A 20,063-nucleotide genomic window follows, 5' to 3' on the forward strand; every position below is an offset into this window, starting at 1 on the left:
GGGACCCTGTGGGAGAGTAGGACGCCGCCGAACAATCATTGTGAAGAACCCCCGTCGGGAAACCGGCGGGGGTTCTTTGCGTTGTGCGTGAATTGCTGCGGAGAATTCGGCGATGCCGGCCAGGGCGTTGCCGGCGGCGACCCCTGTGATTCTTGTCATGCGGGCCAGGGGGGACCCGTTTCGGCTGGTGGGGTGGGTCGCAGTTAGCATGTGAACACCCTCCTAGCTCGAAAGATGGACTTGTGACTGTCAACGACGACGTGTTCACGGACTGGAAGAACCGCGAGGAGATCGCGGAGTCGATGATCCCGATCATCGGCCGACTGCACCGGGAGCGGGACGTCACTGTCCTGCTGTACAGCCGCTCCCTGGTGAACAAGTCGGTGGTCAGCATCCTGAAGACCCACCGGTTCGCCCGCCAGATAGCCGGTGAGGAGCTCTCGGTCACCGAGACGCTGCCCTTCCTCCAGGCGCTGACCACGCTGGATCTCGGCCCCTCCCAGATCGACCTCGGCATGCTTGCCGCCACCTACCGTGCCGACAGCCGCGGTCTCTCGGTGGAGCAGTTCACCGCGGAGGCCGTCGTCGGCGCCACCGGTGCCAACAAGTTCGAGCGCCGCGAGTCGGGCCGTGACGTCGTGCTGTACGGCTTCGGCCGGATCGGCCGCCTGGTCGCCCGTCTGCTGATCGAGAAGGCCGGCTCCGGCAACGGCCTCCGGCTGCGGGCCATCGTCGTCCGTGGCGGCGGTGACCAGGACCTCGTGAAGCGCGCCTCGCTGCTTCGCCGTGACTCCATCCACGGGCAGTTCCAGGGCACGATCACGGTCGACGAGGCGAACAGCACGATCGTCGCCAACGGCACCGCGATCAAGGTGATCTACGCCAACGACCCGTCCGAGATCGACTACACGGTCTACGGGATCCGGGACGCCATCCTGATCGACAACACGGGCAAGTGGCGGGACCGCGAGGGCCTGTCGAACCACCTCCGCCCGGGCATCGAGAAGGTCGTCCTGACGGCCCCCGGCAAGGGCGACGTGCCCAACATCGTGCACGGCGTCAACCACGACACCATCAAGCCGGACGAGCAGATCCTCTCCTGCGCCTCCTGCACCACCAACGCGATCGTTCCGCCGCTGAAGGCGATGGACGACGAGTACGGCGTGCTGCGCGGCCACGTGGAGACCGTCCACTCGTTCACCAATGACCAGAACCTGCTGGACAACTACCACAAGGCCGACCGTCGTGGCCGCTCGGCACCGCTGAACATGGTGATCACCGAGACCGGTGCCGCCTCGGCCGTCGCCAAGGCGCTGCCGGACCTCAAGGCGAAGATCACCGGCAGCTCGATCCGCGTCCCGGTGCCGGACGTCTCGATCGCCATCCTGAACCTCCAGCTGTCCCGCGAGACCAACCGCGAAGAGGTCCTGGACTACCTCCGCAACGTCTCGCTGACCTCCTCGCTGAAGCGCCAGATCGACTTCACCACCGCCCCCGACGCGGTGTCGAACGACTTCATCGGCTCGCGCCACGCGTCGATCGTCGACGCGGGCGCCACCAAGGTCGAGGGCGACAACGCGATCCTCTACCTGTGGTACGACAACGAGTTCGGCTACTCCTGCCAGGTCATCCGGGTCGTCCAGCACGTCTCGGGCGTCGAGTACCCGACCTACCCCGTCCCGGCGGTCTGATCCGGGCGGATCGGCTTCGGCGGGACCCCTCGTAGGGGCCCGGACATGAACAGTGGGGCGGCAACCGGTGATCCGGTTGCCGCCCCACTGGCGTTTCCGGGTGTCCGGAGGTTCGGGTGGTGCGGATGTTGGAGGAGTGTTAACGCCCGCGTGACCTGCTGCTTCACGGAAAGGGGTGAGGTGGCCCGGAGATGACTTCCGGCCCTCGGAGCGTGGCCCAATGGTCTATACCAATGCTGGTACTGTGGCTGTGGAGCTGTCAGAAACACGGCTGTGGGGGCCATATGACTGTCCGAGAAATCACGTCCATTTCATCTACTTCATCCTCTTCCTCCTCTCCTCCGACGCATCTGCCGCAACCGCCGGACGACCAGGAGCTCTACTGGTACTTCGGGCCGCAGCGGCGGTGGGTGCTGGTCGCCAGTTCGGCGGCGTTCGTCTTCACCGCCGGGACGATGTTCACGTTCGCGCTGCGGACGCCCGCGCTCTGGGTGTTCCTCGCCGTGCTGGGACTCAATGTCGTCGCGTTGGCGCTGTCCTCGGTCAACAGCCTGCGGCAGCGGCGGCTCACCCGGCAGTCCCACGAGGTGCTGGTGCACGCGTGGGCGCCGGAGGAACTGCCGACCGTCGACCTCTACCTGCCGACCTGCGGTGAGCCGCTGGACATCCTGGAGAACGCCTACCGGGCGGTGGCCGAGGTCGACTGGCCCGGTGCGCTGACCGTCTGGGTGCTCGACGACGCCGACCGGTCCGAGGTCGCCGACCTGGCGGCCGCGCACGGGTACCGGTACGTGGTGCGGCCCGACCGGGGGCACCTCAAGAAGGCCGGCAACCTCAACCACGCGCTCACGCTCAGCACCGGCGAGCTCATCGCCATCCTCGACGCGGACTTCGCGCCCCGGCCCGACTTCCTGCGCCACCTCGTCCCGTACTTCGCGGACCCGCGGATCGGCATCGTCCAGAGCCCGCAGTGCTTCGACACCGACGAGACGATGAGCTGGATCGAGCGCGCCGCCGGTGCCGCGCAGGAGTGGTTCTTCCGCTGGATCCAGCCCTCCCGGGACGCGAGTGACGCCGCCATCTGCTGCGGCAGCAACGCCGTCTACCGGCGGGTCGCGATCGACCGGGCCGGCGGGTTCGCCCGGCTCGACCACAGCGAGGACCTCTTCACCGGGCTCGGCCTGTACGCCAAGGGCTACCGGACGCTGTACGTCCCGGTGCTGGTCGCCAAGGGCACCTCGCCCGACAACCTCTCCTCGTACGTCAACCAGCAGTACCGCTGGGCGATGGGCAATCTGCACCTGCTCGGCTCGCCCGAGCTCAAGCGGATCGGCGCGCCCTGGCGGATGCGCCTGTGCTTCTACGAGGGCATCGTCGGCTACCTCGCCGCCGCCGTGAACATCTTCGTCGCGCCACTGCCGCCGCTGGTGATGATGTTCTGGTACCCGGAGCAGATCCGGCCCTGGCACATGCTGCCGATGCTCGCGCCGCTCTGGCTCTGGCACGTGCTGATGCCCCGGGTCAGCCGCACCCGCTGGCGGATCGAGGTGATCCGCTCCAACGTCCTGATGGGCGTCGCCGCCGGGGTCGCCTTCTGGCACACCCTGCGCGGGCGCAGCGCGGCCTGGGTGCCGACCGGTGCCGCCGGGGCGGACGCCGCGGGGTCCTCCGCGCCCGCGGCGCGGAGCAAGTCCCGCTCCGGCGGGATGGCGCGCAAGGTCGTGCTGGTCTCGCTGGTCTGGCTGTGCGGCTCGCTCGCCGCCGCGGCCGTCGGCCTCGGTCTGGCCGTCGTTCAGTACGGATGGGCCCCGAACTGGGGTCTCGGGCTCTACCTCGCGGTGCAGGCGCAGATCGGCCTGCCGCTGATCCGCGACCTCGTCCGCGAGGTGCGCGGCACCGCCCACCGCGAAGACGTCACCACCGGGTCGAAGGCGCCCCGGTCCGGCATGTTGCCCCGCCGCTGGCCGGAGGGGCTGGCCGCCACCGCCACGCTCGTGCTCACCGCGCTGCTCGCGTCCGGCTGGGTCCGTCCGATGCTGCCCTGGCTGGGTTGAAAGGTCGCCTTCGTCCATGTCGTCACCTCCCAAGTCGTCCTCGTCCCTACCGTCCGTGGTGACCGAGCTCGCGCCGGACGCCTTCACCATCCCCGGCCAGCGCACCGCCGCCGGTGACGCCGGTCGCGGCGGCCGCTTCGGCCGCGCCCTCTCCCGGGGTTCCGATGCCCCGGGCCGGGCGCACCGTGCGGCCGGCTTCCGTCCCGACATCGAGGGCCTGCGCGCGCTCGCCGTGCTCGCGGTCCTCTCCTTCCACGCCGCCGTCCCCGGGCTGGCCGGCGGCTTCGTCGGGGTCGACGTCTTCCTCGTCGTCTCCGGCTACCTGATCACCGGCCTGCTGCTGCGCGAGGCCACCACCACCGGCCGGATCCGGCTCGGCGAGTTCTTCTCCCGCCGGGCCCGCCGGTTGCTGCCCTCGGCCGCGATCGTGCTCGGCGCGGTCGCCCTGTTCGGCGCCTGGCTGACGGTGCCGCTGCGCCGGGCCGACCTGGAGTACGACGTGCTCGCGGCGGCGTTCTCGGTCGGCAACTGGCGCTTCGTCGCCCAGCAGACCGACTACCTGGCCGCCGGGCGGGACGAGAGTCCGCTGCTGCACTTCTGGTCGCTGGCCGTGGAGGAGCAGTTCTACCTGGTGTGGGGCCCGCTGCTGGCCCTCACCGCCTACCTGGTGCTGCGGGTGGTGCGGCGCGGCCGGGCGGACGGGCGCGGGCGGGCGGTGCGGCCGGTCGCGGCGGCGCTCGCCGCCGTGCTGACCGTCGGCTCCTTCGCGCTCTCGCTGCGCTGGACGCACGACTCCGTCTCGCTCGCCTACCTCGGAACGCCCTCCAGGGTCTGGCAGTTCGGGGTCGGCGCGCTGCTGGCCCTGCTGCCCTGGCACCTGCTGCGCGGTCCGCGCCCGCTGCGGGCGGCGGTGGGCTGGGGCGGTGCGGCGGCCGTGGTGTGGTGCGTGCTGGCGTACGACAGCGGCACCCCGTACCCGGGCTGGGCCGCGCTGGTGCCGACCCTGGGCACGGCGGCCGTCATCCTGGCCGGCACGCCGGGGCGGGAGGGGGACGCGGCGTCCGGCTACGGCGTGGACCGCGTCCTCGGCCTGCGGGTCCCGCGTGCGATCGGCCGGCTCTCCTACAACCTCTACCTCTGGCACTGGCCGGTGCTGGTCCTCGTGGGCGCGAAGTTCGGCCCGCTGGACTGGCCGGTGAAGGTGGCGCTGACCGCCGCCGCGGCCCTGCCCGCCGCAGCCGTCATGCGGTGGGTCGAGCAGCCGCTGCGGCACAGCCGCACCGTCTCCGAACTCCCGCGCCGGGGGCTGTCCCTGGGGCTCGCCTCGGTGGTCATCCCGGTGGTGCTGGCGCTGGTCGTCGGCACCGGGACGCTCCGGCTGCTCGGCCCGGCGGCGCCGGTCGACCTCCAGGGTCTGCCGCCCGGTTCGCCGGACGGCACCTCGCTGCTGGTGCGCACCGCGGCCCCGCTCAAGAGCGGTCCGGCGGTGGTGCCGGACGCCGTCCAGGCCCGCAAGGACTTCCCGCCGGACGGTGAGTGCGAGGTCGACCCGGCGGCCACCACCAGCCCCGACTGCCGCTTCGGCGTGGTCGGCAGCCCGGACCGGATCGTGCTGCTCGGCGACTCGCACGCCGGCCAGTGGTTCTCCTCCCTGCTCGCCCTCGCCGCCGAACGGCGGTGGGAACTGGAGGAGTTGGTCAAGCAGGGCTGTCCGCTGCCGGAACTCTCGGTGGTGAACCCGCAGTTGGGCCGGACCTACCGCGAGTGCGACACCTGGCGGGCGAACGCCCTGACCCGGCTGGCCGAGGGGCCCAAGCCGCGGCTGATCGTGGTCTCCACCCTCAACCGGTACACCGACGACCGCGAGTCGGTGCTCCAGGGCTGGGCGAAGACGCTCGCCCCGCTGCGTGAACTCGGCGTCCCGATCGTCTACTTGCGCGACACCCCGATTCCCGGGACGGACGTGCCGGCCTGCGTCTCCGGCCACACCGACGACCCGGCGGCCTGCGAGTTCCCGCGCGACAAGGCACTCTGGGCGGACCCGCTCGCGGACGAGATCGCGGCCGGGCGGATCCCGGGCGTGCGCGCGGTGTCGGTCAACGACGTCATCTGCCCGGGCAACGGCCGGAGTTGCCCGGCCGTGCTGGAACGCATCCTGCTCTACCGCGACGACACGCACCTGACCAACGTCGCCGCCGTCGTGCTGACCCCGCGCCTGGAGCGGGTGCTGACGGACGCGGGCGCCCTGCCGCCGCGTGTCGGCGCCGGCGCCGGTGCCGCCGCCCCGGCACCTGACGCGTCCGGCTGGACCCAGCTGCTGCGCGACGACTTCGACGGCCCGGCGGGCAGCCGCCCGTCCGCCGCGAACTGGCAGTACGACCTCGGCACCTGCTACCCGGGCTGCCCGGCCACGCAGTGGGGGACCGGCGAGGTCGAGACCATGACCGACTCGACCGACAACGTCCGGCTCGACGGCCGGGGCGCGCTGGAGATCGTGCCCACCCGGACCGCGGACGGCCGCTGGTCCTCCGGCCGGATCGAGTCCCGCCGCGCCGACCTGGCCCCGCCGCCCGGCGGTGTGCTGCGGATCGAGGCCGGGATCGCACTGCCCGACGTCACCGGTCCGGCCGCCGCCGGCTACTGGCCCGCCTTCTGGACCCTCGGCGGCGAGCTGCGCAACGGGTACACCGGCTGGCCGGCCATCGGCGAGCTGGACATCATGGAGCAGGTCAACGGCCGGGACGCGGTCTTCGGCACGATGCACTGCGGCGTGCTGGACGGCGGCCCGTGCCAGGAGCCGCGCGGCCTCGGCTCGGGAGACCAGCCCTGCGGCGCCGAGTGCCGCACCGGCTTCCACCGCTACGCGGTCGAGGTCGACCTGAAGCCGGGTGCCGAGGAGGTCCGCTGGTACCTCGACGGCCGGGAGCACCACCGGGTCACGGCCGCGCAGATGGACCGCGCGACCTGGGACCGGGCCGTCGGCCGGGGATTGTTCCTCATCCTCAACGTCGCCGTCGGCGGCAACCTCCCGGCCGCCTTCGGCGGCTCCGTCACCCCGGCCACCGAACCGGGGCACCCGATGCGGGTGGACTACGTGTCGGTGGCCTCGAAGCGGTAGCCCGGCCCCGCCCCTCGCCGACGGACACCGGAGCGGCGGAGGCGGAGACGGAAACGGAAGCGGCCCCGGGCCGGGGAGCAGTGGGCTCCCCGGCCCGGGGCCGTTCCTTCGGTCCGTGCCGTCGACCCGTGCGCCGTCAGCCCGCCGTCGGCCCGCCGCTGCCGCAGGCCGCGGTGTCGACCAGGGCCTGGAAGGTACGGCCGGTGGCCTCGGTGACGTGGTACGGGTTGATCGAGACGACGACCTGCCGCCGCCCCGCGGCGTCGCCCATCACCAGCGTGCCGTAGCCGGCGATGCCGCCGGTGAGGCCCCAGAACTCGCCGCAGGCGGTGGGGTAGCGGCTCAGCCCGAGGCCGTAGGTGTTGTCCCCTCCGGTGGCGACCTGCTGCTTCATCGCGGCGAGCTCCGCCGGTCGCAGCAGCCGGCCGTCGAGCAGCGCCGCGTTGAAACGGGCGAGGTCCCGGGTGGTCGAGATGCCGGCCCCGGCCGCGCCGTACGCCGACGGGTTCTGCAGCGTGACATCGGCCGGGCCGCCGGACGGGCGCTCGACGTAGCCGTGGGCGTGCGGTCCGGGGACGACCGGTGAGGTACCGGGCATCGAGGTGCCGCGCAGGCCCAGCGGCCGGACGATCCGGCGCTCGATCTCCTCGTCCCAGCCGCGGCCGGTGACGTGTTCGATGATCATCCCGAGCAGCACGTAGTTGGTGTTGGAGTAGTGCCAGGCCGCGCCGGGGGCGCTGTACGGGGGTTGGGCGGTGGCGATCCGCACCACCTCCACCGGCCGGTAGGTGGTCCAGCGGCCGACCGTCAGCCACCGGTCCAGCGCCTCCTCGCCCTCGGTGGCGAACCTCGGGTCGTCGGTGAAGCTGTAGATCCCGCTGGTGTGGTTCAGGAGCTGGCGCACGGTGATCGCGGCGCCGTTCGGGACGAGCCCGGGCAGGTGGCGTTCGACCGGGTCGTCCAGTCCGATCCGGCGTTCGCCGACGAGTTGGAGCACCACGGTGGCGGCGAAGGTCTTGGTGACGCTGCCGATCCGGAACCGGGCGTCCTCCGGCACCGGTGCGCCGGTCGCCAGGTCCGCGACCCCCGCCGCTCCCCGCCAGGTCGTGCGGCCGTCCTTCCGGACCTCCGCCAGCACCGCCGAGGAGCCGCCCTCCCCGACCACGGCCCGCAGCGCCGCGTCCAGGGCCGCCCGGTCGGCGGCCGGAGCCACCGGTGCGGCCGGCGCGGCGGCCGAGGCGCTCGGCGCGAGCGTCGCCAGCAGCCCCGCGCCGGCCAGGACGGCGACGGCCGCGCGGCGGGCGAACCGGCGCGCCGTGCCGTGGTGCGCGGTGCGGTGGTGCGGGGTGCTGCGGTGCGGCGTGGTGGTGGTCATTCCGGTCCCCTCCCGATGGTGGCCGGAGCGCTTCCGGCTGCTTCCAGCCTGCTCGCCGCGCGCCCGCGGAACGTCCGCCCGAGGTACCCGTCGCCTCCCCCCACGGAGCCAACCGTCCCCCTCCCCGGGGAGGAGCGGCGGCGCGAGCCGGAGGCCCTGGTCCGGCGGCGGCGCGGGGCCCGCGGGCCGGTCGGGCTCGCCGGAACGGGTGACCGGCGGCGGTGTGTCCCCCGGGTCGGGCGGCGGGCCGGGGCGGGGTGGGTATAGGTGGCAGCCCGGGCGAGCGCCGTGCCCGTCGGGGACCGCCAATGGAAGGGACCGTCCTCATGACCCACGCACCCACCAGGGCGCAGAGCGTCGACGAGGTCGTCGAGCGGATGCGGGAGATCGGGGCGCGGCTGGACCCCGGGGACGGGATCGCCTGCTTCAACCGGATGCACCTGCGGGTGGCCGCGCTGGTGGAGCGGCGGATCGCGGCCGGCGAGGTCCGGGACCCGGCGTTCGTCGAGCGGCTCGGGGTCCTGCTCGCCAACCAGTACTTCGACGTGCTGGACGCCGTCGGGGCGGGCCGGGCGGTCGGCGACGCCTGGCAGCCGCTGGTCGACGCGCGGGACGACCGGAGGGTGTGGCCGGTGCAGTTCGCCTTCGCCGGGACCAACGCCCACCTCTGCCACGACCTGCCGCTCGCCGTCGTCGAGACCTGCATCGAGCGCCGGACCACGCCCGACACCCCGCCGGTGCACGAGGACTACGTCCTGGTCGGCGAGCTGCTGGTGCGGGCCGAGGCCGAGGAGCGGGCCGGGTTCGAGCAGCGGATCGCCGGGGCCGCCGCCGGGGCGGCCGAGCCGCTGCGCCACCTGGTGGGGGCGTTCTCGACCGCCCGGGCCAGGGAGGCCGCCTGGGCCGCCACCCTGTCGCTCTGGCAGCAGCGCAACATCCGGCCGCTGTTCGACGCCACCCTCGCCGCCGTCACGGCGGGCACCGCGCTGGCCGGGCGGATGCTGGTCACCCCGATCCCGGTGGCGGCACCGGAGCCGGTGCCCGAGTCCGTGCCCGAGTCCGTGCCGGAATCGGCCCCGGAGTCGGCTGCGGACTCGGCTGCGGAGTCGGCTCCGGGTCCGGTCGGGGAGGAGTGAGGGGGGTCCGGTCGGCGGATCCCGGCGGGCGGGCGGTGCGGGCCCGGGGTGGAGTGATGGGTGACCCGAACCGTCGTAGGACCTGGAAAGGCCGCCGATGTCCTCCTCGCCCGCCCGCTACACCGATCTGACCGCCATGGTGATCAACTGCACCCTCAAGCGCTCGCCCGAGCGCAGCCACACCCAGGGGCTGATCGACGTCAGCACCGGGATCCTGGAGCGCCAGGGCGTGCGGGTGGACGTGGTCCGCGCGGTCGACCACGACCTCGCCACCGGGGTCTGGCCGGACATGACCGAGCACGGCTGGGAGACCGACGACTGGCCGGTGCTCTACAGCCGGGTGATGGCCGCCGACATCCTGGTGCTGGCCGGGCCGGTCTGGCTGGGCGACAACTCCTCGGTGATGAAGCAGGTGATCGAGCGGCTGTACTCCTGCTCGTCGATCCTCAACGAGCACGGCCAGTACGCGTACTACGGCCGGGTCGGCGGCTGCCTGATCACCGGGAACGAGGACGGCGCGAAGCACTGCGCGATGAACGTGCTGTACAGCCTCCAGCACCTGGGGTACGTGGTCCCGCCGCAGGCCGACGCGGGGTGGGTGGGGGAGGCCGGGCCGGGGCCGTCGTACCTGGACGCGGGTTCGGGCGGGCCGGAGAACGACTTCACCAACCGCAACGCCACCTTCATGACCTGGAACCTGCTGCACCTCGCGCGGATGATCAAGGACGCGGGCGGGATCCCGGTCCACGGCAACCAGCGTTCCGAGTGGGACGCGGGCTGCCGCTTCGACTTCGAGAACCCCGAGCACCGCTGAGGCGGTCCGCCACCGCCGAGGCTGTCCTCCGGCTACGCACCACCCTTCACCAGCGGCCCCGCCACCCGGCGGGGCCGCTCTGCCGTGGGCGCCGGCCCGAACCGATCATCGGATGCGCTGTTTCAAACGCATCACACGTGAACGTTCACCCTTTCGAGTGCACAGGATCATGCGAAGCGGCTCAGATCGTTCCGCCCCGCCTACGGTTGGGCAGCAAGCGAGACGGGGCCCCGCCGCATGGGGAGATCCCCTCTTCTGGACGAGGCGACGGCCCGTCATGACGTGTCCCCCCTTCACAGAGGAAGGTTCTCCCATGCCCGTGGCCACGAGCAGCGAGACACCGCAGACGTCGCAGCATCCGCACTCCGGCCGCAGGGCGGCGGTGCGGTCATGAGCGGGACGGCGCTGGAGCAGATCCTCCGCGGACCGAGCGGACTCGGCACCTCGGGACTGAGTTTGACGCCACGTCAACTTCCGTCCAGGGCGGACACGGTGGCCGACACGGACGGCGCGGACGGCGCGGCGCGGGGCAAGCCGGCGAGCGGGGACCCGATCCCGGGACTGTACTTCCACCCGGTGGGCGAGCCGGACGCGGAGCGGGTCGCGGAGGTGAGCCGGCGGATCAAGCTGTGGGCCGAGGAGGAGGTGCAGCTCTACCCGCCGGACTACGCGGAGGAGTTCGACGGCTTCTCGGTCAGCCGCTACATGGTCGGCTGCCACCCCGACGCGCCCAGCGTCGACCACGTCATGATCGCCACCCGGCTGATGGTCGCCGAGAACGCCGTCGACGACTACTACTGCGAGGACCACGGCGGTTCGCCGGTCGGCCTCGGCAGTCGGCTGCTGCTCGCCCACACCGCGCTCGACCCGGTGCACACCACCGCCGAGTACCAGGGCGCCTGGGCGGAGTCCCTGGCGGCGGACGCGCCCCGGCGCGCCTACCGCTCGGCGATGGACCACTTCGACCGCAGCGCCACCGCCGCCCAGTCGGACCGGTTCCGGCACGACATGGCGCGGCTGCACCTCGGCTACCTCGCCGAGGGCGCCTGGGCCCAGGAGGACCATGTGCCGGAGGTGTGGGAGTACCTGGCGATGCGTCAGTTCAACAACTTCCGCCCCTGCCCGACCATCACGGACACCGTCGGCGGCTACGAGCTGCCCGCCGACCTGCACGCCCGCCCCGCCATGCAGCGGGTCATCGCGCTCGCCTCGAACGCCACCACCATCGTCAACGACCTGTACTCGTACACCAAGGAGCTGTCCAGCCCGGGCACCCACCTGAACCTGCCGGTGGTGATCTCCGAGCGCGAGGGGGTCAGCGACCGCGACGGCTACCTCAAGGCCGTCGAGGTGCACAACGAGCTCATGCACGCCTTCGAGGCGGAGGCGGCCGCACTCGCCGCCACCTGCCCCGTCCCGGTGGTGGTGCGCTTCCTGCGCGGCGTCGCCGCGTGGGTCGACGGCAACCACAACTGGCATCAGACCAACACTTTCCGTTACAGCCTGCCCGACTTCTGGTAACCAAGGAGCTGAACCGTGTCCGTCACCGACACCACCCCCGTGAACCGCACCGCCGTCCCCGGGCCGGCCACCCCGTACCAGGGCGACATCGCCCGCTACTGGGACCACGAGGCCCGGCCGGTGAACCTCCGCCTCGGCGATGTCGACGGCCTCTACCACCACCACTACGGCATCGGCGCGGTCGACCAGGCCGCGCTGGGCGCGCCGGACGACAGCGAGCGCGAGAAGAAGCTGGTCGCCGAGCTGCACCGACTGGAGTCCGCACAGACCGACGTGCTGCTGGACAACCTCGGTGACATCGGCCCCGAGCACACCCTGGTCGACGCGGGGTGCGGCCGCGGCGGCTCGATGGTGATGGCCCACCAGCGCTTCGGCTGCAAGGTGGAGGGTGTCACCCTGTCCGCCAAGCAGGCCGAGTTCGGCAACCGGCGGGCCAAGGAGCTCGGCATCGACGGCTCGGTGCGCGCCCAGGTCCGCAACATGCTGGACATGCCGTTCGACACCGGCAGCGTCCGGGCGTCCTGGAACAACGAGTCCAGCATGTACGTCGACCTGGAGGACCTGCTCGGCGAGCACTCCCGGATCCTGTCGGTCGGCGGCCGCTACGTCACCATCACCGGCTGCTGGAACCCGACCTACGGCCAGCCCTCGAAGTGGGTCTCCCAGATCAACGCCCACTTCGAGTGCAATATCCACTCCCGCCGCGAGTACTTCAAGGCGATGGCCGACAACCGCCTGGTGCCGAACGCGGTCATCGACCTCACCGCGGCCACCCTCCCGTACTGGGAGCTGCGCGCCACCGTGCCGTCGCTGGTGACCGGCATCGAGGAGGCGTTCATCAACTCCTACAAGGACGGCTCCTTCCAGTACCTGCTGATCGCCGCCGACCGGGTCTGATCCCGCGTCGCCGCACGGCGAGGACCCGGCCCGGCCGCACGGCGGCGGGCCGGGTCCCGTGCGTTGGGGGCGGGTCGGGTGTGCGGGCGCGGCCGGGGGAGGACCGGGTGGCGTCCGGGCACAGGGCTGGTCGACGGGATGTCGGAGGCGCGTGATATGCAGTGCATCCGAGTGGCCACTGCGAGGCCATACGAACGAAACCGCTGACCGTCCCGGTCGACGAGGTCTCAGGGGGGCCGCACCATGTCCTTTTTCCGACGCCGATCCGCCGATGACGCCCCGGCGGGTCCGGCCGGCCGTCGGAGCCGCGGCCTCGGGCGGAAGGCGCCGCGCGGCCTCACCCCGGTGCTCGACCTCTCGCACGGCGACGAGGAGCTGCGCCGGCTGCGCGCCCTCGCCGAGGCCGGCGACTGGAACGCGCTCGGCTCCGTCCTCACCGAGATCGACGACGCCGCCGAGCTGACCTGGCTGCTCCACCGGCTCGGCTCCGTCGAGGGCACCGAGCGCTGGCTGGCCGGCACCGTCGCCGAGCGCCCCGAGGACACCCTGCTGCTGCTGTTCTCCGGCGCCCGGCAGATCGCCTGGGCCTGGGAGGCCCGCACCGGCCAGCGCGCCCAGCAGGTCACCGAGGAGCAGTGGCAGCTCTTCCGCGAGCGGCTCGGCACCGCCGAGGAGCAGCTGCTGGAGGTGGCCGAGCGCGAACCGTCCTGGCTCGCCCCCTGGTTCTTCCTGCAGATCGGCGCCCGCGGCGCCTCGCTCGGCCGCGGCATCGCCACCGCGCGCTTCGACGCCGCGCTGCGCCGCGACCCCGAGCACCTCGCCTCCCACCAGCAGCGGCTGCAGCAGCTCTGCGCCAAGTGGGGCGGCTCGCACGAGGAGATGCACGCCTTCGCCCGCCGGGCGATGCTCGACGCCCCCGAGGGCAGTCCGCTCGGCGAGATCGTCGCCCTCGCGCACCTGGAGCACTGGCTCGACCTGCCCGGCGGCGAGGACCACGCCTATCTGACCGGCCCGACCGTCCGCGCCGCGCTGCGCGAGGCGACGCTGCGCTCCGTGCTGCACCCCGCCTACCGGCGCCGGCGCGACTGGCGGGCCACCCACAACGTCTTCGCGATGGTCCTCTCGCTCGCCGACGAGCGCGAGCTCGCCCACGCGGTGTTCGCCACCCTCGACGACGTCGTCACCGACTGGCCCTGGTACTACCTGGGCGGCGACGAGGCCGAGAACTTCCGCACCCACCGCGACCGCTGCGCACCCTAGGGGCCCGGGTCTCCCGGTCCCGCGACGCCCGGCCCCGCGACCCCCGGCCGCGGCTGCCGCCGCCGGGAGCCGTCGTGCCGCCCCTCCCCATGCCCGAACCGCCCTTGCGATCGAAAGAGCCACCGGTGTCCCCATCCGAGAACCCGACGAGCGCGCACACCTTCCAGGTCGACCTGCGCGGCCTGGTCGACCTGCTCTCCCACCACCTCTACTCCAGCCCCCGCGTCTACCTGCGCGAACTCCTGCAGAACGCGGTCGACGCCATCTCCGCCCGGCAGGCCCTCGACCCGTCGGCGCCCGCCGCGATCACCGTCCGCACCGACCACGGGCTGACCGTCACGGACACCGGCATCGGCCTGACCGAGCAGGACGTCCACACCTTCCTCGCCACCATCGGCCGCAGCTCCAAGCGCGACGCCGACGGCCGCCTCGACGGTGACGGACTCGCCCGCGCCCGGGGCGACTTCATCGGTCAGTTCGGCATCGGCCTGCTGGCCTGCTTCGTCGTCGCCGACGAGATCACCGTCGTCACCCGCTCCGCCGCCACCCCCGACGCCCCCGTCATCGAGTGGCGCGGCGGCTCGGACGGCCGCTACACCATCCGCACCCTGCCGGCCGAGGCCAAGCCCGAGCCGGGCACCACCGTCCGGCTCGCCCCGCGCGCCGACGCCGCCGAGTGGACCCGCACCGACCGGGTGATCTCCCTCGCCCGCGACTTCGGCAGCCTGCTGCGCCACGAGGTCACCGTGGTCGACGGCCGGGGCGAGACCACCCGGGTCAACCACACCCCGCCGTGGGCCGACCGGCACGGCTCCCCGCTGGCCCGCCGCGAGGCGCTGGCCGCATACTGCCGCTCGACCTTCGACTTCACCCCGCTCGACACCATCGAGCTGGACCTGCCGCTGGTCGGCCTGCGCGGTGTCGCCTACGTGCTGCCCGACGCCGTCCCGCCGTCCCGCCGGGCCGGCCACCGGGTCCACCTCAAGGGCATGCTGCTCTCCGACCACGCCGACGAACTCCTGCCCGACTGGGCGTTCTTCGTCCGCTGCGTGGTCGACACCGACGGCCTGCGGCCCACCGCCTCCCGCGAGGGCCTGTACGCCGACGAGATGCTCGCCGCCGTCCGTGACGCGCTCGGTACCCGGATCCGCGACTGGCTCACCGGCCTGTCCGCCAGCGACCCGGCGCTGCTGCACCGGTTCATCTCGGTGCACCATCTGGCCGTCAAGGAACTCGCCCGCTACGACGACGAGTTGCTGCGGATGCTGCTGCCCTGGCTGCCGTTCGAGACCACCGACGGCAATGTCACCCTGGACGAGTTCGCCCGTACCCACCCGGTCGTCCTGGTCACCCGCACCGTCGAGGAGTTCCGCCAGGTCGCCCCGATCGCCGGTGCCGCCGGGCTCGGCGTCGTCAACGGCGGCTACACCTACGACCGCGACCTCGTGCACCGGCTGCCCGAGATCCGGCCCGGCACCTCCGTCGCCGACCTCGACCCCAGCACCGTCACCGCGCACCTGGACACCGTCGACCCGGCCGCCGAACTCGCCGCCTCGGCCTTCCTCGCCGTGGCCCGCGAGGTGGTCGGCCGGTTCGACTGCGACGTCGCCCTGCGCAGCTTCCACCCGACCAGCGCGCCCGCCCTGCTGCTCGACAACCGGGAGGCCAGGCACGAGCGCGGCCGCGCCCAACTCGCCGAGGAGGCCGACGGGTTGTGGGCCGACATCCTCGGCTCGCTGCGGGCCGAGGTGCCCCGGGCCCAGCTGGTCCTCAACCACCTCAACCCGCTGGTGCGCCGGGCCGCCTCGATCGTGGACCGCGAACTCGCCGTCACCGCCGTCGAGACGCTCTACGGGCAGGCCGTGCTGCTCACCCGCCGACCGCTCACCTCCAGCGAGAGCGCCCTGCTCAACCGCTCGTTCATCAGCCTGCTGGACCACGCGATGCTCGGGCACGAGGCCGCCGGCCGGTCCGGCGGGTCCGGCGGGGGCGCGCAGGGCTCGCAGGACCGGCAGGACCCGCACGGCCCGCAGAAGGAGGCGTGATGCTGGACACCATCGACGCGGTGATGGCCGCGCTGCGCGACAACGACGCCCGCCCCTACGGCCGGCATCGGACCGTCACCGCCGAGGAACTCGTCGACGCCGCCGACCAGTTCGAGGACACCGGGCTGCGCGCCATGGCCCTCCTCGAACTCATGGAGGCCTACGAGTACGACGGCGAGCGGAGCAAGGCCCCGGTCGTCTTCGCCCGCGTCCTCAGGCTCTGGGACACCGACCCGGACAGCTTCGGCGAGTGGGCGACGCAGCAGGTGTTCTGGCGCTTCAAGTGGGTCGCCACCTCGCTGCTCGGCACCCCCGACGTGCCGCTCGCCTCGGTCCGCCGCTGGCACGGCGAGATGCGCGACCGCTACCGCGCCGCCGGCCACGGCCTCCAGCCCTACTACGCCCAGCGCTTCCACCTCGCCGCCCACATCGGCGAGGACGTCCAGGACGCCTACGAGCTGTGGGCCGCCCGGCCGCGCACCGAGCTGAGCGACTGCCACGCCTGCGAGGTCCGCGCCGCGGCCTCCCACCTGGTGCGCCAGGGCGACGACGCGGCCGCGCTGGAAGCCTGGCGGCCGGTGCTCAGCGGCGAGAGCACCTGCGCAGAGGAGCCCCATGTCAGCCACGCCCAGGCGCTGCTCCCGCTGCTGCGCCAGGGCCGGCTGGACGAGGCCCGCTCCAGCCACCTGGTCGGCTACCGCTTCGCCCGCGGCAAGAGCGGACTGGTCCGCTCGGTCGGCCAGCACATCGAGTTCTGCGCGCTGTCCGGCAACGAGCCGCGCGGGCTGGAGATCCTCGCCGAGAACCGCGACCTGTTCGGTGTCACCGGCGACCCGAGCGGCCGGCTGGACTTCCTCACCGGCGTCGAGGTGCTGATCGCCGGCCTGGCCCGGGCCGGCCACGGCGCGCTCACCGTCAGCGGCCCGCCCGGCGCGAGCTGGACCGTCGACACCCTGCTCGCCCATCTGCGCACCGAGGCCGACGCCCTGGCCGCCCGCTTCGACGCCCGCAACGGCACCGGGGCGGTGGGCTCCCGCCGCCGCGACCGGCTCGCCCGCCGGCCGCTGCTCGCCGAGCCGCTGGCGCTGGGCGTACGGGCCTCGGCCGCGCCGGAACTGGCCGCCGTCCCGGTGGTGCCGGCGGTGCCGGTCCGGGAGGCCGAGCCGGAGCCGGAGGACTTCGCCGCGCTGCTGCTCCGCGCCCGCGAGCTGCAACTGCTCGGGCACCCCGACGCGGACCGGCTCTGGCGGCGGATCGACGAGCGGTTCACCGCCGAGGGCGAGGCCGCGGTCACGGGTGCGGCCGATGCGGACGACCGGGTGGGTACGGCCGGGCAGCTGCGCGCCGAACTCGCCGAGCGGCGGGCGCACGCGGCACTCGACCGGGAGGACTGGAAGGAGGGCGCCGCCGAACTGCGGGGCGCCGGCGACCTCTTCGAGCGGGAGGGGCTGGCCGGGCGGGCCCTGGCGGCCCGGACCCGGGCCCTGGTCGCCGTCCTCGTCGGGGACGGCTCGGAGGGTGGTTCGGACGGCGGGGACGGGGACGGCTCCGGGGACGGCTCCGAGTCCGGGGGCGCCGACGCTGCCGGGACCGCACGGGCCGTCGACTGGGCGGCCCTGGACGCCGCACTGGCCCGGGCCGAGGAGCTGGCCGCCGCCCCCGGCGGCCCCGCCCTCGCCGACGACGACTACCTGGTCGTCCTCCAGTGCCGCGCCTACGCCGCGCACCACGAACTCGTCCTGGCGCTGCCCGAGCCGCCCGAGGAGCCGCCCGCCGAGCAGGCCGGGCGCTTCGCCCGCACCGTCACCGCCTACCGCGAGGCCGCGGCCGCCCGGGGCTCCGTGCGCCGGCTGACGGTGGCCCGCCAGTACGCCGCCGACGTCGCCGCCCGGCAGGGCCGGATCGCCGAGGCGGCCGAGGAACTGCGCACCGTCATAGCCGAGTTGGAGCAGGCCGGGCAGCCCTGGCACACGCCCCGCGCGTACGGCCTGCTGGGGCAGGCGCTGCTGCAGAACGGCGAGCAGGCCGAGGCCGTGGAGGTGCTCCACCGGGCCCTGGCCGCGGCCGCCCGCTGGGCCGACGAGTCCTACCCGTTCGCCGCCACCTATCTGATGGCCGGGCACGCCAGCGCCCACCTCGGGGACACCGGTGCCGCGATCCGGGCGCTCTCCGAGGCCGCCGGACGCTTCGACCGCAAGGGCCCGGCGGCCGCCGGGGACGCGGCCAGGACCAGGCTGCAGCTCGCCGACCTGCTGAGCTCCGCCGACCGGACCGCCGACGCGGTGGCCGTCCTGGAGTCGGTGCTGGCCGACGCGGCCGCCGCCGGACCGGACGACCGGCTGTTCGCCCAGGCCAGGCTGGACCTCGCACGCGGCCTGTACACCCTGGACGAGTACCGGGACGCCGCCGAGGAGTACCTGCGGCTGGCCACCCTCCTGGAAGGCTGGACCGAGGACCTCCACCTGCGCACCATGGTCGCCGCCGAGGCGGCCGTCGCGCTCGCCCTCGCCGACCGCTGGGAGGCCGCGCACGCGGCCAGGTCCCGGGCGCTCGCCGCACAGGAGCAGTGGCCGCAGACCGGTCCGGTCTCCGCGATGCTGCGGCAGTTCGCCCGGCTCCTCGTGCAGCGGGAGGGGGCGGACGGGCTGGAGCAGGCCCTGGCCCGGCTGGCCGAGGCGGACGCCGTGCGCGAGCGGGCCGAGCGGGCGGAGCCCGAGGCCGACGCCTGGTACCTGCGGGCGTCCGTCCACTACGAGCGGGCCCGCGCCTACGCGGTGGCGGACCGCTACGAGGAGGCGCTGACCGAGGCGGACCTCGCGATCACCGCCTACGAGGCGGGCGGCGAGCGGGCCGAGACCCCGCGCGCCGAGGCCGTCCGGCTGGCCGCCCTGATCGAGGGCACCGACCTCGGCCGGACGGCGGCGGCCCGGGAGCGGCTCGCCGCCGCCGTCGAGCGCTGCCGCGGGTACGGGCTGGAGGAGGCCGCGGAGATCCTGGCGGACCTGCGCGAGCGGCTCGCGGACTGACGGCGGCTCGCGGACTGACGGCGGGTCGGAGCGACGGCGGGTCGGAGCGACGGCGGGTCGGAGCGACGGCGGGTGGGGCGGGCCGCACCGGCCCGCCCCACCCGCCGTCGCTCCGGCCGACTGTTCAGCGCGGTGCTGCGGACCTGTCCCGGCCGGGGTGCACCGCCGCCAGCAGGCCCGTCACCGCCGGGGACCACGGCCGCCCGGCCGGGCCGGTGAGGGTCAGGGTGCGGTGCGCGGCCGGCCGGATCGGCACCAGGACGCAGTCCGGCGGCAGCATCGGCTGCGCCAGCGCCGGCATCACCGAGACGCCGACCCCCGCGTGCACCATGCCGATCAGCGTGTTGAGGTCGCGGATCCGGTGCCGGGGCGCGAAGCGGACGCCGGCCCGGCGGTAGGCGTCCCGGATGTGCCGCTCGCAGCCGCCCTCCGAGAGCAGGAAGTCGTCGTCCTCCAGGTCCGCCACGTCGACGCCGGCCTCGCCCGCGAGCGGGTGGTCGCGGCGCAGCAGCGCGTGCATCGAGTCGGCGCCGAGCGGGACCGCCCCCGGCGGCACCCGGTCGGCGTCCACCAGGACCGCCGCGTCCACCGTGCCGGCCTCCAGCCAGACGGCCAGCTCGTCGTCCTCGCCCTCGAAGACCCGCACCGTCAGCCGGGGGTGCTCGGCCCGCCAGTCGCGCAGCAGGGCCGGCAGCAGCCCCTGGCAGACGGTGGTCGGCGCGGCCAGCCGGACGGTGCCGGTCAGCCCGCCGCCGCGGTGCTCGGCGATCGACCGGACCGCCGCGGCGGAGGCGACCGCCGTCCGGGCGTGCGGCAGGATCCGCTCGCCCAGCGGGGTCGGCCGGGCGGGTGCGCCCCGGTGCAGCACGGGTGCGCCCAGCACGCGTTCCAGCGCGGCGACGGCGTGCGAGACCGCCGACTGGCTCACGCCGAGCTCGGCCGCCGCCGACCCGAAGCCGCCCGCGTCGGCCACCGCGACCAGCGCCCTGAGCTGGGCGAGGTTCACCTCCTGGGTCATGAGACTTCCTCATTCCGACCGCACTGCCACTTGTTGGACTCATGATCGGCCGACCCGCGACCCTCTGTCCATCGAGTACGAGCGGGCGGGCCGGGTCGGACCGGGGCC

11 protein-coding genes and 1 pseudogene are annotated in these 20,063 nt (G+C 73.8%); 10 read left to right on the forward strand and 2 right to left on the reverse strand.

Translation table 11 applies throughout. The annotated features are described in order from the left end of the window. Positions 1-242: 242 nt before the first annotated feature. The 3 genes from ADK60_RS04855 to ADK60_RS04865 all read left to right on the forward strand — a co-directional run bounded on the left by ADK60_RS04855 (position 243) and on the right by ADK60_RS04865 (position 6,863). A complete protein-coding gene (locus ADK60_RS04855; protein ID WP_053643523.1) occupies positions 243-1,691 on the forward strand; it encodes a glyceraldehyde-3-phosphate dehydrogenase in 1,449 nt (482 codons plus the stop codon). A gap of 284 nt (positions 1,692-1,975) precedes the next feature. Then, entirely contained in the window at positions 1,976-3,745 is a 1,770-nt protein-coding gene (locus ADK60_RS04860; RefSeq protein WP_079008055.1) for a glycosyltransferase family 2 protein, read from the forward strand. Between the two features lie 58 nt (positions 3,746-3,803). Then, entirely contained in the window at positions 3,804-6,863 is a 3,060-nt protein-coding gene (locus ADK60_RS04865) for an acyltransferase family protein (protein ID WP_234370945.1), read from the forward strand. Positions 6,864-6,999: 136 nt separating this feature from the next. Here the strand turns inward: ADK60_RS04865 and ADK60_RS04870 are convergent, their stop codons facing one another. Further along, on the reverse strand, positions 7,000-8,238 hold the full coding sequence (locus tag ADK60_RS04870) for a serine hydrolase domain-containing protein (protein ID WP_053643525.1): 1,239 nt from the start codon (positions 8,236-8,238) through the stop codon (positions 7,000-7,002). 326 nt (positions 8,239-8,564) lie between these two features. Between ADK60_RS04870 and ADK60_RS04875 the strand changes: the two genes are divergently transcribed. The 7 genes and pseudogenes from ADK60_RS04875 to ADK60_RS04905 all read left to right on the forward strand — a co-directional run bounded on the left by ADK60_RS04875 (position 8,565) and on the right by ADK60_RS04905 (position 18,937). Beyond that, positions 8,565-9,374: a DUF5995 family protein gene (locus tag ADK60_RS04875; RefSeq protein ID WP_053643527.1), complete on the forward strand. Its 810-nt coding sequence runs from the start codon at positions 8,565-8,567 to the stop codon at positions 9,372-9,374. 97 nt (positions 9,375-9,471) lie between these two features. Further along, positions 9,472-10,188, forward strand: coding sequence for a flavodoxin family protein (locus ADK60_RS04880; RefSeq protein WP_053643529.1), 717 nt, complete (start codon positions 9,472-9,474; stop codon positions 10,186-10,188). A 405-nt stretch (positions 10,189-10,593) separates the two neighbouring features. After that, positions 10,594-11,709: pseudogene (locus tag ADK60_RS04885) on the forward strand (family 2 encapsulin nanocompartment cargo protein terpene cyclase); the annotation flags it as partial. 15 nt (positions 11,710-11,724) lie between these two features. Continuing rightward, a complete protein-coding gene (locus tag ADK60_RS04890; RefSeq protein ID WP_045943913.1) occupies positions 11,725-12,606 on the forward strand; it encodes a geranyl diphosphate 2-C-methyltransferase in 882 nt (293 codons plus the stop codon). A 243-nt stretch (positions 12,607-12,849) separates the two neighbouring features. After that, positions 12,850-13,866, forward strand: coding sequence for a hypothetical protein (locus ADK60_RS04895; RefSeq protein WP_159394462.1), 1,017 nt, complete (start codon positions 12,850-12,852; stop codon positions 13,864-13,866). A gap of 89 nt (positions 13,867-13,955) precedes the next feature. Further along, complete coding sequence (locus tag ADK60_RS04900; RefSeq protein ID WP_079008057.1) at positions 13,956-15,911, forward strand: HSP90 family protein; 1,956 nt, start codon at positions 13,956-13,958, stop codon at positions 15,909-15,911. Beyond that, the gene (locus ADK60_RS04905; RefSeq protein ID WP_053643531.1) at positions 15,911-18,937 is read left to right on the forward strand and encodes a hypothetical protein; all 3,027 of its coding nucleotides are present in this window, start codon (positions 15,911-15,913) and stop codon (positions 18,935-18,937) included. The genes ADK60_RS04900 and ADK60_RS04905 overlap by 1 nt, the downstream gene beginning before the upstream one ends. Positions 18,938-19,061: 124 nt before the next feature. On the opposite strand, the gene ADK60_RS04910 is transcribed toward ADK60_RS04905, so the two are convergent. Next, complete coding sequence (locus ADK60_RS04910) at positions 19,062-19,955, reverse strand: LysR family transcriptional regulator (protein ID WP_053643533.1); 894 nt, start codon at positions 19,953-19,955, stop codon at positions 19,062-19,064. Between the last annotated feature and the right edge of the window lie 108 nt (positions 19,956-20,063).

This window comes from Streptomyces sp. XY431, assembly GCF_001279805.1.
GTDB classification, from domain to species: Bacteria; Actinomycetota; Actinomycetes; order Streptomycetales; family Streptomycetaceae; genus Kitasatospora; species Kitasatospora purpeofusca.

Bases quoted from the DNA above. Each gene is read 5' to 3' on its own strand.
- ADK60_RS04860 (WP_079008055.1), top strand. From the start codon at position 1,976: ATGACTGTCCGAGAAATCACGTCCATTTCATCTACTTCATCCTCTTCC.
- ADK60_RS04870 (WP_053643525.1), bottom strand. From the start codon at position 8,238: ATGACCACCACCACGCCGCACCGCAGCACCCCGCACCACCGCACCGCG.
- ADK60_RS04875 (WP_053643527.1), top strand. From the start codon at position 8,565: ATGACCCACGCACCCACCAGGGCGCAGAGCGTCGACGAGGTCGTCGAG.
- ADK60_RS04880 (WP_053643529.1), top strand. From the start codon at position 9,472: ATGTCCTCCTCGCCCGCCCGCTACACCGATCTGACCGCCATGGTGATC.
- ADK60_RS04895 (WP_159394462.1), top strand. From the start codon at position 12,850: ATGTCCTTTTTCCGACGCCGATCCGCCGATGACGCCCCGGCGGGTCCG.
- ADK60_RS04900 (WP_079008057.1), top strand. From the start codon at position 13,956: ATGCCCGAACCGCCCTTGCGATCGAAAGAGCCACCGGTGTCCCCATCC.
- ADK60_RS04905 (WP_053643531.1), top strand. From the start codon at position 15,911: ATGCTGGACACCATCGACGCGGTGATGGCCGCGCTGCGCGACAACGAC.
- ADK60_RS04910 (WP_053643533.1), bottom strand. From the start codon at position 19,955: ATGACCCAGGAGGTGAACCTCGCCCAGCTCAGGGCGCTGGTCGCGGTG.